Origin of the sequence: Alcanivorax sp. DSM 26293, from assembly GCF_900107995.1 — a bacterium.
Lineage (GTDB): Bacteria > Pseudomonadota > Gammaproteobacteria > Pseudomonadales > Alcanivoracaceae > Alcanivorax.
Map to the genome: position 1 here is coordinate 1 of NZ_FNUM01000009.1, position 16787 is coordinate 16787.

Here is a 16787-nt window from a genome sequence, read left to right on the forward strand (position 1 = left end):
AGCAGTAGCCTTTTTTAGAATGTTCTTCTCCCGTTCCAGGCGCTCACACCGAGCCTCAAGCTCCTGTATTCGGCGCTGTTCCGGGGTAAGAGCCTTGCCTTTGGGGGTAACACCTTGGCGTTCAGCCTCAAGCTGCTTAACCCAGCGCCGCAGCGCGCTCTCGACTACACCAAGCGATGTGCTGGCTTGGGGAACGGTGTAGCCTTGGTCCAGCACCAAGCTGGCGGCTTCCTGCTTGAATTCAGGTGTAAAGGATCGTCGTTTTCTGGTCATATGACACCTCGCTTAAGGTGGTGATTTTACCACCCTACGTTGGTGTCCGGATTCATTAGACCACTACACCCACAGGTATGGGCGCTTTCAGCCCCGCCCTTATCGGCAGAATAACAAGGTAACGGAGCCACTATGAGCAGTAATCTCACTATCCAGCGCACCCCCTCCGCCGTGGAGCCGCCGCTGGTAATCAACCGCATTCTCGAAGCCGGCGTGGGCAAGGCGCCGGAGCAGACCATCACCTACGGTGATCGGGATTTTACCTACCGGGAATTTGAAGAGCGGGTACACCGTCTGGCCGGCGCCCTGGCAGCCCAGGGCATCAAGCCCGGCGACACCGTGGCGGTGATGGACTGGGACACCAACCGTTACCTGGAGGCGTTTTTCGCCATTCCCATGATGGGGGCGGTACTGCACACCGTGAATGTGCGGCTCAGCCCGGAACAGGTGCTCTACACCATCAACCACGCCCAGGATGACGCCATCCTGGTGAACAGCGAATTCCTGCCGATCCTGGAAGCGGTGAAGGACCGCATCGAGCCGGTGAAGACCTACATTCTGCTCGACGACGACGGCGTGAAAAGCAGCGATGCGCTGCCCATCGCCGGTGAGTACGAGGACCTGCTGGCCAAGGCGCCGGCCCGTTATGATTTCCCCGAGCTGGATGAAAACACCCGCGCCACCACCTTTTACACCACCGGTACCACCGGGTTGCCCAAGGGCGTGTACTTCTCCCACCGTCAGCTGGTTCTGCATACCTTTGCCGGTCGCAACACCATGTCCGGGATCGGTCAGGGTCGCTTCAATGAAGACGATGTCTACATGCCGATTACCCCCATGTTCCACGTGCATGCCTGGGGCATTCCCTACATGGCCACCCTGATGGGTGTGAAGCAGGTGTACCCGGGTCGTTATGAGCCGGCCAGTTTGCTGAAATTGCTGGTCACCAAAAAGGTCACCTTCTCCCACTGTGTACCCACCATCATCCAGATGCTGTTGCAGGCGGAAGCGGCCAAGAGCATCGACCTGAGTGGCTGGAAAGTGATCATTGGTGGTTCCGCCCTGCCCAAGGCCCTGGCCATGGGCGCGCTGGAGCGCGGCATCGACATCTATACCGGCTACGGCATGAGCGAGACCTGTCCGCTGTTGACCCTGGCACAACTGACCCCGGAACTGGAAAAGGCCGACCTGGAAACCCAGGCGGACTACCGCACCCGCACCGGCCGTCCGGTGGCCATGGTGCAGTTGCGTATCGTCGATGGGGAAATGAACGATGTGCCCCACGATGGCAAGAGCCAGGGTGAAGTGGTGGTTCGCGCGCCCTGGCTGACCCAGGGGTACCTGCACGACACGGAGAAATCCGAGGAACTGTGGGCCGGCGGTTGGCTGCACACCGGAGATGTGGCGGTGATGAGCGAAGACGGCTGGTTGAAGATCGTTGACCGCATCAAGGACGTGATCAAGACCGGTGGCGAATGGGTCTCCTCCATCGACCTGGAAGGCATGATCCTGCAGCATGCGGGCGTGGGTGAGTGTGCCGTGGTCGGCGTACCCGATGAAAAATGGGGCGAGCGCCCGGTGGCCCTGGTGGTCAAGAACGGCGATGCGGATGAGGAAGGCATCAAGGCCCTGATGGCGGATTACGCTGAAAAGGGCATCATCAGCCGCTATGGCATTCCCGATCGCGTCATCTTCGTGGATGAGCTGCCGCGCACCTCCGTGGGCAAGCTCGACAAGAAGAAGATGCGTGCCGAAATGGTGTAACGCCTGAAGGCGTCACGCTACCGAAAAGCCCGCCACTCGGCGGGCTTTTTATTGGCTGGTCGTCGTGCCTCCTTACTGTAGGAGCGTCGCTGGCGGCGCGATTACCTGAGTCTCGAGTTGCGAGAAGCGAGTGACGAAAATCAAAACCGGAACACCGGGAAAGGCAGATTTTCGCTTCTCGCAACTCGTACCTCGCGGTTCTTTCATCGCGCCGCCAGCGACGTTCCTGTGGCAACAATCTGCGCTAAAACTGAATTTCCTTCATAATTACCTGTCACTTTAACGCTCCCTCTACAAATTGCTTGCATAATTGGGCGCTAAGCTTCCTTTTCGGTTTGTTGCAAATCATCGTTTGGAGACGTTCATGAAGCGGATTATCGCCGCCCTGATATTGGTGGTGCTGGTAGGTGCTGGCCTGTGGTGGCTCCTCGCACCAGCGCCGGCCCCCATGGGGCAGCGTCCGCCCACGGTGGTCAATCTGGCGCCGAGCATCGAACGTTCCCTGTTTGACCGGGTGGAGGCGGTGGGGACGGCGCGGGCCGCCCAGGCAGTGATGATCCTCACCGAAGTCCCCGGTCGGGTGGCGCAGATCCACTTCCGTCAGGGCCAGAAGGTGGAACAGGGTAAGGTGCTGGTCACCCTGGATGATCGCAATGCCCGCGCCGAGCTGGCGCGCAGCGAAGCGGAATATCAGCGCGCGCTGAACGATTTCCAGCGCGGCCAGAAACTGGTGAAGAGCCGCGCCATTTCCCAGTCTGAAGTGGATACCTTCCGCACCACCCTGGATGGGGCCAAGGCCAGTCGCGACGCCGCCCGGGCGAATCTGAATGACCATACCATCCGCGCGCCCTTCGCCGGTGTGGTGGGCTTGCGACAGGTGGATGCGGGCGGTTACCTGCAAACCGGCGATGCCATCACCACCCTGGATAACCTGGGCTATATCGAAGTGGATTTCCAGGTGCCGGAACGCTATCTGGCACGGCTGGTTTCCGGGCTGCCGGTGCAGGCCCGCAATGAAGCGTTTCCGGATCAGGTGTTCGAAGGCACTATCACCGACCTGGATTCCCGGGTGAGCACGGCGAGTCGCAGCCTGACCGCCCGGGCCCGGCTGGAAAACCCCCAGGACCGGATTCGTCCGGGGCAGTTTCTGCGTGTGTCGGTGCAACTGGCCGAGCGTGATGCGCTGCTGGTACCCGAGCAGTCGATCATTACCCAGGGGGCACAGAGCTATGTGTTCACCGTTACGGGCGACAACACAGCCGAACGCCATCCGGTCACCCTGGGTGGCCGTCGTGATGGCTGGGTGGAAATTACCAGCGGCCTGACCGGCCAGCCGGATGTGGTGGTCAACGGCCATTCCCGGCTGGGTAGCGGTCAGGCGGTGCAGGTGCTGGATAACCCGGAAGCCTTGCTGCCGGGCCAGCGGGCCCTGCTGGAACCCGCCTCGCCGGACGCCGATCAGGCGGACAGCGAGGCCGCTGCATGATTCTTTCCGATATCTCCATCAAGCGACCGGTCTTCGCCACCGTGATCAGCTTGCTGATCGTGGTGTTCGGTATCAGCGCCTTGATGAAACTGTCGGTGCGTGAATACCCGGACATCGATCCGCCGGAAGTGTCCATCTCGGTGGACTACGCCGGCGCCGCCCCGGAAGTGATCGATACCCAGATTATCCAGGTCATCGAAGGGGCCGTGGCCGGGGTGGAAGGGGTGCGCAAGATCGAGTCGCGCAGCCGCCTGGGCTCCGCCCGTACCAGTGTGGAATTCAACCTGGACCGGGATGTGGACGTGGCCGCCAACGACCTGCGCGATGCGGTGTCGCGGGTGCTCAACCGGCTGCCGGAAGAAGCGGAGACTCCGGTGATCGCCAAGTCCGACGCGGATGCCCGGCCCATTATCTGGGTCACCCTGACCAGCAGTACCCTGGCCCCCCAGGAACTCACCGACTTTGCCGAGCGTTCCCTGGTGGACCGTTTTGCGGTGCTGGATGGGGTATCGGAAGTCTTCATTGGCGGGGAACGCCGCTATGCCATGCGCGTCTGGCTGGACCGTCAGAGCATGGCCGCCAACCAGGTGACGGTCACCGATATCGAACAGGCCCTGCGCAGCAACAACGTGGAGTTGCCCGCCGGGCGGCTGGAATCCCAGTCCCGTGCCTTTACCGTGCGGGCCGACAACCGCCTGTCCTCGGTGAACGAATTCGAGGATCTGGTGGTGCGTCGCCAGGGCGATTACCTGCTGCGGGTGGGGGATGTGGCCAGGGTGGAACTGGGCGTGGAAAGCGATGACACCGTGCTACGTGCCAACGGCGAAACCGCCATCGGCCTGGGTATCATCCGCCAGTCCAAGGCCAATACCGTGGCAGTCTCCGACAACGTGCAGGCGGAAATCGAAGCGGTGCGCACCAGCCTGCCAGCGGATATCAGCCTGGATGTGAACTACGACGAATCCCTGTTTATCCGCGCCTCCATCAAGGAAGTGCTGGTCACCCTGGGCATTTCCGTGGTGCTGGTGATCGCGGTGATCTTCGCCTTTCTGGGCAACCTGCGCGCCACCCTGATTCCGGCAGTGACCATTCCGGTATCCATCATCGGGGCCTTTATCGGCCTGGGCATCATGGATTTCTCCATCAACGTGCTCACCCTGCTGGCGCTGATCCTGGCCATTGGCCTGGTGGTGGACGATGCCATCGTCATGCTGGAAAACATCCAGCGCCGCATCGATGAGGGGGAAACCCGTCTGGTGGCCGCCTACCAGGGGGCCCGCCAGGTTGCCTTTGCCGTGGTGGCCACCACCCTGACCCTGGTGGCGGTGTTCGTACCGATCTCCTTTATGGGTGGCGACGTGGGCCGACTGTTTGGCGAGTTCGGTTTTACCCTGGCGTCGGCGGTGATCATTTCCAGCATCGTCGCATTGAGTCTGGCCCCCATGCTCTGTTCCCGCTGGTTGCACCGGCACAGCGTCAAGGAGCTGCAAGGGGAGGGCAATGCTTTTGAGCGTTCCCTGCAAAAACTCAACAGCGGTTATGCCCGAAGTCTGGCGGCGGCCCTGGGCAAACCCTGGCCGCTGGTGGTGGGCTGTGTGGCCCTGTGCGTGGTGGCACTGCTGGTGTTCCGGGGGTTGCCCCAGGAGCTGGCGCCCACGGAAGACCGGGGCGTCTTTATTATCCCCGCGTCGGCGCCCCAGGGTTCCACCGCGGAGTACAGCCTGCACCATGTGAAGGAAGTGGAAAACATCATGGCGCCGCTGGTGGAAAGCGGCGAGGCGGAGCGGGCCCTGTCCATCGTCGGTTTCCGCGGTGTCACCGAGCGGGCCTTCAGTATTGTGCGACTCAAGGACTGGGGCGAGCGGGATCGCTCCCAGCAGGAAATCGTCAATGAAGTGCGCGGCAAATTATCCCAGGTGGCCGGGCTGCGGGCCTTCGCGGTAAACCCGCCCGGGCTGGGGCAGAGCGCCTTCGATCAGGCCCTGGAAGTGGTGGTGGCCGGGCCGGATTACGACCAGGTGCTGGCCTGGAGCGAAACGCTCATGGAGGCCATGGAAGAGAACCCGGGGCTGACCAGCATTGATACGGATTTCGAACAGACCCAACCCCAACTGGACGTGAAGCTGGACCGGGAGCGGGCGGCGGATCTGGGGATCACCGCCACGGATGTGGGCCAGACCCTGCAGGCCATGTTCGCCACCCTGACCGCCTCCACCTACGTGGACCGGGGCCGGGAATACGATGTGCTGCTGGAAGCGGAAAAACGCAACAGCCAGGGCCCGGATGATGTGCTGCCGATCTATCTGCGCGCCGCCAACGGTGAGCTGGTGCCGTTCTCCAGTGTGGTGGAACTGACCACCACCGGCGATGCCCCGGAGCTGCGCCGGGTGGACCGGCTGCCGGCCATTACCCTGTCGGCCAACCTGGCCGACGGCTACGACCTGGCGGCGGCCATGACCTATGTGGAAGAACAGGCCCGGGAACGACTGCCGCTGGAAGCACGTATCGGTTACAAGGGCATGGCGGAAGAGCTGCAGGAATCCGCCGCCGCCATCCTGATCACCTTTGTGTTGGCGCTGGTGATCGTGTTCCTGGTACTGGCCGCCCAGTTTGAAAGCTGGATACACCCGCTGATCATCATGCTCACCGTGCCCCTGGCCCTGGCGGGGGCGGTGCTGGCCATCCGTGTTACCGGCGACAGCCTCAACATCTACAGCCAGATCGGCATGATCATGCTGCTGGGGTTGATGGCCAAGAACGGTATCCTGATCGTGGAATTCGCCAACCAGTTACGTGATCAGGGGCTGGCGGTGAAAGAGGCCATTTACCAGGGGGCCATCGTGCGCTTCCGCCCGGTATTGATGACCGGCGTCTCCACCATCTTCGGTGCCATTCCACTGGTACTGGCCACCGGCGCCGGCGCAGAAAGCCGCTTCACCATTGGCGTGGTGATCCTCGGTGGTCTGCTCTTTGCCACCGTGCTGACACTCTTTATCATCCCGGTGTTGTACCAGTGGCTGGCACCCTATGCCTCGCCGGCGGATGCGGTGAAGCAGCAGCTGGAAAAAGAGATGGGTCAACCGCAGGAGTAGGAGCGTCGCTGGCGGCGCGATCCAGATGCCGTGCTACTAGAGGGGACGGAGTTGCAAGCTACAAGCTTCAAGCTACAAGGCGCGAGAAAGGGTAGGACTGTATTACAGGCTGTGCCCGCGACCATAAAGTGTGGGGCGCGGAATCCATTCTCTTCAGTTTGGCTACGCGGCAGTTTCGCGTTGCAGCTTGAAGCTTGAAGCTTGCCGCTGTATTCATGACTGACTACGAACTGATCCGCAGCAAACGCCGCAGCCTGGAGCTGCGCGTGCTGGACGATGGCCGGGTGCAGGTGCGGGCGCCGCAGCGGGCGTCGTTGCGGATGGTGCAGACGTTCGTGGATAGCCGCCGCCAGTGGATTGCCGATCAGCAACAGCGCCAGGCCAGTCGGCCCCGGCAGCGTTGGCAGGATGGGGCGGCCTTTCCGTTCCGCGGGCAATCGCTGACCATGGATGTGTCCGCCGGGCGCAATGCGGTGGTGGTGTCTGGCGGTTACCTGCAGATCCGGGTGCCGGAACCGGACAGCGAGCCAGCGGTAAGGCAGGCGGTGGAAAACTGGCTGCGCAAGCAGGCGCGGCCGCTGTTCGAAGACAGCATTGCCCGGCAGTTCCCCTGGTTTGCCAGCCAGGGTTATTCACAGCCGGTGTTGCGGGTGAAAAAAATGCGCACCCGCTGGGGGTCGCTGTCAGCCAGGGGCTACATCAACCTGAACATGGCCCTGCTGCACTATCCACCGACGGCGCTGGATTACGTGGTCATGCACGAGCTGTGTCACCTGCAACACATGGATCACGGCCCCGGCTTCCACGCCCTCATGGACGCCCGCATGCCCGACTGGCGCCAACGCAAACAACTCCTCGACCAGCCGCTTTTTCAACCCTGAATAAAACCACCGCATCCCCCTCGTAGGAGCGTCGCTGGCGGCGCGATAGCCCAACGTATGGAATCGCGCCGCGAGCGACGCTCCTACGGTTAAAATGTGATCCTACAGCCAGATGGCATACCAATAGGGATAATCTTTGACGCTTTTTACCAAACCGGCTCGGAGCGGATTAGCGACGATATAGCGGGCAATTTGCAGGGCATCCTCTTCCTGTCGGAGCGCGTGGTCATGGAACCCCCGCTGCCAGATGGATTGCCCAATGGCTCGGGCAGTCTGGCTCTTTAGCATGCCTACTGTTTGCGAAAGGGAATGCTTATCGGACAGCTCCAACAACCAGTGAAAATGGTCCGGCATCACCACAAAGCATAGAGACATGCAGGCCCCTTGCTGGTCCAGGTTGAGGAAATTGCGCGAAAGCAGTCGTGCCCTGTCGGTATTCTCAAACCAGGGTATTCGGTTTCGGATAACTCCGGTGATCAGATAGTGCTGATGTGGTTGTGAGCAACGCCCTTGCCTCAATCTGTATCCATGATGTAGCGAGTCCATGGATTCAAGGGTGATGAGAGAGAGCTCGGGGAAAAAGCGTTAGCGGCTGAAAAGCCTGTAGGTAATGATCAAGCTTTTCCGTAGGAGCGTCGCTTGCGGCGCGATAGGCCAACCTAGGATCGCGCCGCGAGCGACGCTCCTACGGAGAGGGGGGGAGCTGCCTTGTTTTCGCCAGACATAAAAAAAGCCCGCCGAAGCGGGCTTTTTTCTGCTAATGCAATCGCTTATTCAGCAACTACGTTAGCGGCCTGCGGACCTTTGGGGCCCTGCTGGATCTCGAAGGAAACCTTCTGACCCTCGGCCAGGGTTTTGAAGCCTGAGCCGGTAATTGCGCTGAAATGAACGAAAACGTCCGCACCACCATCGTCCTGGGAAATGAAACCAAAACCCTTGGACTCGTTAAACCACTTCACAGTACCAGTAGCCATGTGAATCTATACCTCGAAACTATTACTTAGGGTGTTGCTTGCAAACCATGTTGGGCGGTGTTCGGAGACAACTTCAGCTTCACGCAGGGAAGACAACTACCAAAACAATCCACGGCCATAATTCGCAGCCACTTCCGACTTTACCCTCCTTTTTCGGCGAGCACCACCCCTTTTTATAGGCGCTTAAACCGGCAGTTATAATGCCGTTGTCACAAAGCGGACGCTCATTTGGTGGCGTTCGTCCGGGCCCAGAAACAGGGCATCTTCCAGCACCCGGGCGGTCTCGATACAGAGCATTCTCTGCCAGGCATCGTCAGCGAACTGGCTCAGACGTTGGCTTTTGTCTATCCAGGGATTCCATACCACCGCCGACCGGCTGCCAGTGCTCGTCAGCGTCAGCCGCCGCTGCCAGCCGGGGTCGTCGATATGCAGGGTGTCGGGCAGTTGCAGATAGAGCCGGTCGGTTTCCCCCCGGAATGTCAGCGGGCCTTGCTGCCGGTGGCGTTGCCAGTTATCCAGGGCATCCACATAGGGGCAGGTGTCCAGGCCGTGAATCTCGAACTGACGGCAGTCGGATACGGCAAAGTAACTGTGCAGGGCCTGGCTGATCCATACCGGTTCATCACCGTGGTTATGGTTGATCAGAGACAGGGTCAGGCCGTCGTCCAGTCGCACGGTCAGAGTGGGGGTCACCGCGGGCAGAAATTGCCGGTCAGCATGGGGGGAGAGGGCGAAGCTCAGGGTGATGTGTTCATCATCCTGGTGCGAATGACTCAGGGTCCAGGGCTGCTGGCGCACCAGGCCATGGGCCGGTGGCTGTGCCAGCGTATATTGCTGGCGGATTTCAGTGGGATTGAAATCCAGGCCGCCAAACCAGGGCCAACACACCGGCACCCCGCCACGGACACCCTGACCGTTGTGATAGGCCGCGTCTTCACTGAGCCAGATCAGCGGTGGCTCGTCATCCCGTTGGTACTCCAGCACCTGTGCACCCTGTTCGGCGATCACCAGGGTCTGGTTGCGATGGCGAACTTCCCAGCAGGCCAGCTCGCCGCGGGTAATCTGTTTGATGGTTGCTGTCATACCCTCTCCACGCAAATGTAGGAGCGTCGCTCGCGGCGCGATAATCAGGGTTTCGAGTTGCGAGAAGCAAGTTTCGAAAGGCAAACCCCTATAAAGTCGCTCCCGGGATATGCTTTCCGAAACTCGCGTCTCGTGTCTCGTTACGGTTTCAATTGCCCCGCGAGCGACGCTCCTGCCACGAGGAGGCGTTTGTTGCGGCGGTTATTTAATCCCCGCCGCAATCTCCAGTTCGCGGATGGACTGCTCCAGGTAATCCAGCAGACGCTGCATGGAAGGCAGGGTACGCCGGCAGGCGATCAGGCCGAATTCCAGTTGGTCCTGGTAGCTGGTCAGGGTGATATTCAGGGCGATGCGGTCCAGCACGATGGACACCGGGTACATGCCTTTCAGTTTGGCGCCGTTCCAGTACAGGGGCTCTTTCGGCCCCGGCACATTGGAGATCACCACATTAAAGGCCCGCCATTTCGGTGCCAGCCCGGTGAGCAGGTTGAGACCGGTGGGGGCCATGGTGAGGGCGGTGAAATTGAGAATTTCCTCCGGGCTCATCTGAGAGAAGCGTTCCTTGGCTTCCTGTACCGAATCATTGACCACCCGCAGCCGGTTGGCCGGGTCGCAGATATGGGTGCCCAGATTGGCCAGGATCATGCCGATCTGGTTGCCGCCGGCGCTGTCATCCTGGCGCAGGCTCATGGGCACCATGGCAATCAGCGGCTCATCCGGCAGGGCGTTCTGGCTGATCATGTATTCGCGCAAGGCATGGCCGCACATGGCCAGCACCACGGTATTGATGGTGCAGTTGAATGCCTTGGCGATTACTTTCAGACGTGACAGGGAATAACTCTGGGCGGCAAAGCGCCGGGAACCGGTGACCGTCTGGTTGAGAACGGTGTCCGGGGCCTGAAAGATGGACACATAGTTCTCGTCCTTCTTGGCCTTCTGGCTCACCTTGTAGATTTCCCGGGCCAGGCCCGGCACCGTGGCGGCCTGCTTGCTGATACCGGCACCCAGGCGCGCCAGGCTGGAGGCCACATCCACCGGGTTGCTGGGCAGGGAGCGGCTGCGTTTTTTCGGCTCGTAGGCCCACACCGGCGGCAGGTCCCGTTCGTCCGGGTCGGTGGACAGGGCGCGCATGCCCATGCGCATGGCGGAAATGCCGTCCACCACGGAATGGTGGATCTTGGTATAGAGCGCGAACTGGCGCCCGCGGATGCCTTCGATCAGGTGGGCTTCCCACAGGGGGCGTTCCCGGTCCAGCAGGTTGGAGTGCTCGGCGGAGACCAGGGACAACAGCTCACGGATACGGCCGGGCTTGGGCAGGGCCTCGTGGCGGAAGTGATGGTCGATATCGAAGTGCTTGTCCTCGGTCCAGTAATACTGGCCCAGCCGGCGCGTCAGGCGTTGGTTGAAGGGCGCCACCGGGCAGCAGTAGTCACGCATGTGCTGAGCCAGTTCACTGACATACTTGGGGCCCGCGTCCTCCGGGAAGGAAAATAGTTGCAGTCCGGCCACGTGCATGGGCTGTTGTCGTTTTTCCAGCCACAGAAAAAGTTGATCCACCGGGCTAAGCGCTTTCATAGATTCCCCTTCGTCATTTTTATATCCCTGAACACAACCAAAACGATTACCTGAAAACGGCAATGCACTCTCCATGCCAAGGGAAGATCATAGTAGCAAAGCTGCCTGCGGGTCACTGTGTGCAAGGTGTAAATCGGCGGGCGATGCGGTAACTGCCGCCGGATGGAACATTGATGAATGGCAGTGTGTGCAGAAAAAAACGCATCTTCCTCCACCCTGAACATCGGCTCGCCGATTGGCAAGTCGGGCCGCCGGTTGTTGGTCATGGCACCCGCGGCGAGCCGGTTGCGGCAGGCCAGAGGGGCGGAGCCAACTACGAATTACCCCTTATATTCATCAGAAAAATACCGAACATAGACCATATTGATTATGTTTATGGGTCGACTGGCTCTAGAATGCGCCGCATCGGTAGACCGGCATGTGTTCTGTCTGGCATGAGCAGGGTTGCCCCTCCCGGTATCGATAAACCAATTTGTTAATCAGAGGTTCACCATGTCATACACCAAAGACATCGAAGCACTTAGCTCCGTGATTGGTGCCAACAGCACCTGGAAAGACATCAATCCGGAATCTGCTGTTCGCATGCGTCTGCAAAACCGTTTCAACACGCATCTGGACATCGCCAAGTACAACGCCAAGATCATGCGTGAAGACATGGCGGCCTATGACGCTGACAACTCCAAGTACACCCAGTCCCTGGGTTGCTGGCACGGCTTCATCGGCCAGCAGAAGATGATCTCCATCAAGAAGTACTTCGGTGGCACCAAGCGTCGTTACCTGTACCTGTCTGGCTGGATGGTTGCTGCTCTGCGTTCCGAGTTCGGTCCGCTGCCTGACCAGTCCATGCACGAGAAGACTGCTGTCGCTGACCTGATCCGCGAACTGTACACCTTCCTGAAGCAGGCGGATGCCTGGGAACTGAACCACCTGTTCCGTGCTCTGGACGATGCCAAAGACGCTGGCGACGCGGCCAAGCAGAAAGAAATCATCGAAAAGATCGACAACTTCGAAACTCACGTTGTGCCGATCATTGCTGACATCGATGCGGGTTTCGGTAACCCGGAAGCCACCTACCTGATGGCCAAGCAGATGATCGAAGCAGGTGCTTGCTGCATCCAGATCGAGAACCAGGTTTCCGACGAGAAGCAGTGTGGCCACCAGGACGGTAAAGTGACCGTTCCCCACGCCGACTTCCTGGCCAAGATCAATGCCGTTCGTTACGCCTTCCTCGAGCTGGGCGTTGATGATGGTGTGATCGTTGCCCGTACCGACTCCGAAGGTGCTGGCCTGACCAAGCAGATCGCCGTGACCAACGAGCCGGGCGACCTGGGCGACCAGTACAACTCCTTCCTGGAAGGTGAGTACATCGAGTCCGCCGACGAAATCAACAACGGCGACGTTGTGATCAAGTCCAACGGCAAGCTGCTCAAGCCGACCCGTCTGGCTTCCGGCCTGTTCCAGTTCCGTCGTGATTCCAACATCGACCGTGTGGTTCTGGACTGTGTTACCAGCCTGCAGAACGGCGCTGACCTGCTGTGGATCGAGACTCCGACCCCGAATGTCGAGCACATCAAACTGATGGTTGATCGCATCAAGGAACAAGAGCCGAACGCCAAGCTGGTTTACAACAACAGCCCGTCCTTCAACTGGACCCTGAACTTCCGTCAGCAGGTATTCGATGCCTGGGAGAAGGAAGGCAAGGATCTGTCCGCCTACGACCGCGCTGGTCTGATGAGCGTGAAGTACGACGACACCGAACTGGCAGCTGTTGCTGACGAGTGGGCGAAAGAGTTCCAGGCCAAGGCGTCCCGTGAAGCGGGTGTATTCCACCACCTGATCACTCTGCCGACCTACCACACCGCTGCTCTGTCCACCGACCAGCTGGTAGAAGGCTACTTCGGCGAAGAAGGCATGCTGGCCTACGCCAAAGGTGTTCAGCGTCAGGAAATCCGTCGCAACATCGCTACCGTGAAGCACCAGGACATGGCCGGTTCCAACATCGGTGATGACCACAAAGAGTACTTCTCCGGTGAAGCTGCGCTGAAAGCCGGCGGTAAAGACAACACCATGAACCAGTTCGAGAACAACTAAGTTCCGATCTGTTCAAGGTAAGTCTTGAAGAAGCGGCCTCCGAAAGGGGGCCGCTTTTTTTGTGCCTAATTTTTCCGTAGGAGCGTCGCTGGCGGCGCGATTTCGTAAGGTTCGAGAAACGAGAAGCGAGTTTCGAAAATCAAAACCTTCACGTAAAGGCTTGGTTATCGCGCCGCCAGCGACGCTCCTACGGAGAGGAAAGTGTGGGATAGGAAAGGGGGATTGGCCCCGGTGTTCCTGCAGGGAGACTAAGGGGTAAGGGGGCAGACGGGCTTTCCTTTCGGATGACAGAACCGCAACGCCGAATTCCTCACCGCCGCCACAGATTGTGTAGGGTGCACTGAGCCCAAGGCGAACTGCACCATCAAACGCCATATCGGTGCAGTTCGCCTTGGGCTCAGTGCACCCTACGTTCTTGGGAAACCGCGCGGGTTTTGTGACAACAAAAAAAGGGGCGGCCCGAAGGCCGCCCCTTTTTTAGTGTCCGACGTCAGACACCCGACGTCGGACCTTCCCCTTACTCGTAATCGAAGGAGAAGTGTTCCGGCTTCAGCTGCATGGTGCTCTTGGTGGGCTTCAGCGCGGCATCCGCGTGGGCCTTGGCAGAGGGCAGCATGCGATCGAAGTAGAACTCGGCGGTGGCCAGCTTGGCCTGGTAGAACTCCGCCGGCTCGTTGCCGCCGTTTTCCAGCTTGTCCTTGGCAACACCCGCCTGCAGGGCCCAGAAGTAGGCCATCATGGCGTAGCCGCTGTACATCAGGAAGTCGTAGCTGGCGGTGGAAACGATATCGCGGTCCTTGGCGGCCACCAGCATGATGCGGGTGGTCAGGTAGTTCCACTCGGCGGCGATCTTCAGCAGCTTCCAGGCGAACGGACGCAGCTTGGGATCACGCAGGTTCTTGGTGCCGAAATCCACCAGCTTCTTGCTGAAGTCACGAACACACTTGCCCTTGGTCAGCAGCAGCACTTTACGGCCCAGCAGATCCAGCGCCTGGATGCCGGTGGTGCCTTCGTACAGGGTGGAGATGCGCGCGTCACGGACGATCTGTTCCATGCCGTGCTCTTTGATGTAGCCGTGGCCACCGAATACCTGCATGCCGTCGTTGGCCACTTCCAGACCTTTCTCGGTGAGGAAGCCCTTCAGGATCGGCGTCAGGAAGCCCAGCTCGTCATCCCACTTCTGGTATTCCTCATCGTTGTCAGCCTGGGCGGCGCTGATCATCTTGTCCGCGTACTGGGCGGCGAAGTAGATCATGGCACGACCGCCTTCGGCGATGGCCTTCTGCTTGAGCAGCATGCGGCGCACGTCGCCGTGGTGGATCAGGCTGTCGGCGATGGCATCCGGCTCTTTCTTGCCAGACAGGGCGCGCATGGACTTACGCTCCTTGGCGTAGGTCAGGGCGCCCTGGTAGGACAGCTCGGCGTGGGCCAGACCCTGGATGGAGGTACCGATACGCGCGGTGTTCATGAAGGTGAACATGCACTCCAGGCCCTTGTTCTCCGGGCCGATCAGGAAACCGGTGGCTTCATCAAAGTTCATCACGCAGGTGGCGGAGGCCTTGATGCCCATTTTCTTTTCCAGGGAACCACAGTGTACGCCGTTGTCTTCACCGATCTTGCCCGGCAGGTACTTGGGCACGATGAACAGGGAGATACCGCGGGTGCCTTTCGGCGCATCGGGCAGGCGAGCCAGCACGATGTGGACAATGTTCTCGGTCAGGTCGTGCTCACCGGAAGAAATGAAGATCTTGGTGCCGGAAATCTTGTAGGAGCCGTCTTTCTGCGGCTCGGCCTTGGTTTTCACCTGGCCCAGGTCGGTACCGCACTGCGGCTCGGTGAGACACATGGTGCCGCCCCAGCGACCTTCGGTCAGGGGAACCAGGTAATCCTGGAGCTGCTGGTCGGAGCCGTGCATCTGGATGGTGTTCATGGCACCCATGGACAGGCCCGGGTACATGGTGAAAGACCAGTTGGCGGTGGCCATCATTTCGGACTTGATCAGGCCCAGGGACGCGGGCAGACCCTGGCCGCCGAACTCTACCGGGTGGCTGAGACCCTGCCAGCCGCCGGCCACGAACTCGTCGTAGGCTTCCTTGTAGCCTTTCGGCGTGGTCACCACACCGTTTTCAAACTTGCAGCCTTCCTCGTCACCGCTCTGGTACAGCGGCGCCAGGGTGTTTTCACACAGTTTGGCCATTTCACCAATGATGGCTTCGACCATATCCGGCGTGGCTTCTTCACCTTCCGGGAAGGTTTTGTAGTGGCTCTCGAAGTCCAGGACTTCGTTCATCAGAAAGCGCATATCGCGCACGGGGGCCTTATAAGTCGGCATAACAGTTACCCTCGTCAGGCAGAAATCGATTCAACTGTCAGGAACGGACAGCGCAACAGGGCGGGCATTGTTGGGGAATTCCAGCGTAAACACATTGACTGTCAAGGCGGGCGCGGACGGGCGTTAGGGTGAATGGGCGTTCACGGGACATTGAGTGGCAAGCAACGGGATTGCTACGGAGCCACTGTAGGAGTTCCCTTCCAGGGGACGAACCGCACGCAGTGCGGAATCGACCGCAGGGCGATCAGGGGGTTCGGGTTTCTGGAACGACTTTCTGGGAGCGGGGCGAGAAGCCCCACCGATTTCCTCGCTGCCGCTCGGTTCGTCCCCTGGAAGGGAACTCCTACGACAGACGACAGATCCTGCTCCTACTTCTTCCCTTTCCAGCTGTACATGGACGTGGACACGCCGGTGCGCCGGGCGACTTCGTCCCAGATGCCTTGAGGCAGAATGGCCTTCATCAGTTCCACGGACTTGGCCATGGGCGGTTCGATGACGAAGGCGTCTTTTTTCTGCATGCCCCGGATGATGCTTTTCACCACCTTCTTCGGGGTCAGCATGGGCGAGAACAGCGGGGTTTTTACCCCGTCGAACATGCCGGTGGAAATATAGCTGGGGCAGACGCTGGTCACGTGCACGTGCTTGATCTTGCGCACCGCCAGTTCCAGGCGAAGGGATTCCGAGAACCCCACCACTGCCCATTTGCTGGCCGCATAGGTGCTGCCGTAGGGCAGGCCGATAAAGGCGGAGGCACTGGCGATATTGACCAGAAAGCCCTCGTAGGCCTGGATCAGATCCTCCAGAAAGGCATGGGTGGTAGCCATCAACCCCTCCGTATTGACCCGGAAGGTGTTCAGGTGCTGTTCCAGCTCCACGGTCTCGAATTCACCGCCAAACACCACCCCGGCGTTATTGATCAGCGTGGTGATCGGGCCCACTTCGGTGTGCAACTTGTCGCGGAATTTGGCGATGGAGGCAATCTTGCTCACATCCAGCACATAGGGGTGGGCCTTGCCGCCGGCGGCCTTGATGCGGTCGGTCACCTCGCGGGCAGCGCTGATGCGCCGGGCGGTGACGATGACTTCGGCGCCCTGTTTGGCAAATTCCTCCGCCATCAGGGCGCCAATGCCGGCACCGGCGCCGGTGATCAGAATGCGATGGTTGTCAAAACGGGCCATGAGTCGTCCTTGGGTTAAGTTGAAAGTTCAAAAGCGCGGGATATGCCCCTGGTTTTGA

Annotated in this window: 12 protein-coding genes; 5 read left to right on the forward strand and 7 right to left on the reverse strand. The window is 59.9% G+C overall.

The features are described from left to right. Window positions 1-273, reverse strand: a 273-nt coding sequence (locus C4S63_RS14715) for a transposase (protein WP_146063394.1), incomplete at its 3' end; no start/stop codon positions are given. Window positions 274-405: 132 nt separating this feature from the next. On the opposite strand from C4S63_RS14715, the gene C4S63_RS14720 reads away from it, so the two are divergent. The 4 genes from C4S63_RS14720 to C4S63_RS14735 all read left to right on the forward strand — a co-directional run bounded on the left by C4S63_RS14720 (window position 406) and on the right by C4S63_RS14735 (window position 7496). Beyond that, window positions 406-2037 carry a fatty acid--CoA ligase gene (locus C4S63_RS14720; protein WP_103918044.1) on the forward strand — a complete coding sequence of 544 codons (1632 nt, stop codon included), beginning with the start codon at window positions 406-408 and terminating at the stop codon, window positions 2035-2037. Window positions 2038-2401: 364 nt separating this feature from the next. Beyond that, the gene (locus C4S63_RS14725; protein WP_103918045.1) at window positions 2402-3523 is read left to right on the forward strand and encodes an efflux RND transporter periplasmic adaptor subunit; all 1122 of its coding nucleotides are present in this window, start codon (window positions 2402-2404) and stop codon (window positions 3521-3523) included. Further along, the gene (locus C4S63_RS14730) at window positions 3520-6615 is read left to right on the forward strand and encodes an efflux RND transporter permease subunit (RefSeq protein ID WP_103918046.1); all 3096 of its coding nucleotides are present in this window, start codon (window positions 3520-3522) and stop codon (window positions 6613-6615) included. Before C4S63_RS14725 ends, C4S63_RS14730 begins: the two co-directional genes overlap by 4 nt. A gap of 215 nt (window positions 6616-6830) precedes the next feature. Beyond that, window positions 6831-7496 (forward strand): M48 family metallopeptidase, encoded by a 666-nt coding sequence (locus C4S63_RS14735; RefSeq protein WP_103918047.1) that lies wholly within the window; start codon window positions 6831-6833, stop codon window positions 7494-7496. A gap of 102 nt (window positions 7497-7598) precedes the next feature. On the opposite strand, the gene C4S63_RS14740 is transcribed toward C4S63_RS14735, so the two are convergent. The 4 genes from C4S63_RS14740 to C4S63_RS14755 all read right to left on the reverse strand — a co-directional run bounded on the left by C4S63_RS14740 (window position 7599) and on the right by C4S63_RS14755 (window position 11128). Next, window positions 7599-8042: a transposase gene (locus tag C4S63_RS14740; RefSeq protein WP_103918048.1), complete on the reverse strand. Its 444-nt coding sequence runs from the start codon at window positions 8040-8042 to the stop codon at window positions 7599-7601. Window positions 8043-8266: 224 nt separating this feature from the next. Further along, the gene (locus C4S63_RS14745; protein WP_011590014.1) at window positions 8267-8470 is read right to left on the reverse strand and encodes a cold-shock protein; all 204 of its coding nucleotides are present in this window, start codon (window positions 8468-8470) and stop codon (window positions 8267-8269) included. Between the two features lie 195 nt (window positions 8471-8665). Then, window positions 8666-9553 carry a D-hexose-6-phosphate mutarotase gene (locus C4S63_RS14750; RefSeq protein ID WP_103918049.1) on the reverse strand — a complete coding sequence of 296 codons (888 nt, stop codon included), beginning with the start codon at window positions 9551-9553 and terminating at the stop codon, window positions 8666-8668. A gap of 201 nt (window positions 9554-9754) precedes the next feature. Then, a complete protein-coding gene (locus C4S63_RS14755) occupies window positions 9755-11128 on the reverse strand; it encodes a wax ester/triacylglycerol synthase family O-acyltransferase (RefSeq protein ID WP_062815071.1) in 1374 nt (457 codons plus the stop codon). Between the two features lie 492 nt (window positions 11129-11620). Here C4S63_RS14755 and C4S63_RS14760 point away from each other — a divergent pair, with 492 nt between their 5' ends. After that, window positions 11621-13219 (forward strand): isocitrate lyase, encoded by a 1599-nt coding sequence (locus tag C4S63_RS14760; RefSeq protein ID WP_063508332.1) that lies wholly within the window; start codon window positions 11621-11623, stop codon window positions 13217-13219. 517 nt (window positions 13220-13736) lie between these two features. On the opposite strand, the gene C4S63_RS14765 is transcribed toward C4S63_RS14760, so the two are convergent. Together C4S63_RS14765 and C4S63_RS14770 are read right to left on the reverse strand one after the other, a co-directional pair. Then, a complete protein-coding gene (locus C4S63_RS14765; RefSeq protein ID WP_063508333.1) occupies window positions 13737-15551 on the reverse strand; it encodes an acyl-CoA dehydrogenase C-terminal domain-containing protein in 1815 nt (604 codons plus the stop codon). Window positions 15552-15919: 368 nt separating this feature from the next. Then, complete coding sequence (locus C4S63_RS14770) at window positions 15920-16729, reverse strand: SDR family oxidoreductase (protein WP_103918050.1); 810 nt, start codon at window positions 16727-16729, stop codon at window positions 15920-15922. Window positions 16730-16787 lie beyond the last annotated feature (58 nt).

Coding starts and splice junctions, on each gene's coding strand:
- C4S63_RS14720 (WP_103918044.1), top strand. CDS start 406: ATGAGCAGTAATCTCACTATCCAGCGCACCCCCTCCGCCGTGGAGCCG.
- C4S63_RS14725 (WP_103918045.1), top strand. CDS start 2,402: ATGAAGCGGATTATCGCCGCCCTGATATTGGTGGTGCTGGTAGGTGCT.
- C4S63_RS14730 (WP_103918046.1), top strand. CDS start 3,520: ATGATTCTTTCCGATATCTCCATCAAGCGACCGGTCTTCGCCACCGTG.
- C4S63_RS14735 (WP_103918047.1), top strand. CDS start 6,831: ATGACTGACTACGAACTGATCCGCAGCAAACGCCGCAGCCTGGAGCTG.
- C4S63_RS14740 (WP_103918048.1), bottom strand. CDS start 8,042: ATGGACTCGCTACATCATGGATACAGATTGAGGCAAGGGCGTTGCTCA.
- C4S63_RS14745 (WP_011590014.1), bottom strand. CDS start 8,470: ATGGCTACTGGTACTGTGAAGTGGTTTAACGAGTCCAAGGGTTTTGGT.
- C4S63_RS14750 (WP_103918049.1), bottom strand. CDS start 9,553: ATGACAGCAACCATCAAACAGATTACCCGCGGCGAGCTGGCCTGCTGG.
- C4S63_RS14755 (WP_062815071.1), bottom strand. CDS start 11,128: ATGAAAGCGCTTAGCCCGGTGGATCAACTTTTTCTGTGGCTGGAAAAA.
- C4S63_RS14760 (WP_063508332.1), top strand. CDS start 11,621: ATGTCATACACCAAAGACATCGAAGCACTTAGCTCCGTGATTGGTGCC.
- C4S63_RS14765 (WP_063508333.1), bottom strand. CDS start 15,551: ATGCCGACTTATAAGGCCCCCGTGCGCGATATGCGCTTTCTGATGAAC.
- C4S63_RS14770 (WP_103918050.1), bottom strand. CDS start 16,729: ATGGCCCGTTTTGACAACCATCGCATTCTGATCACCGGCGCCGGTGCC.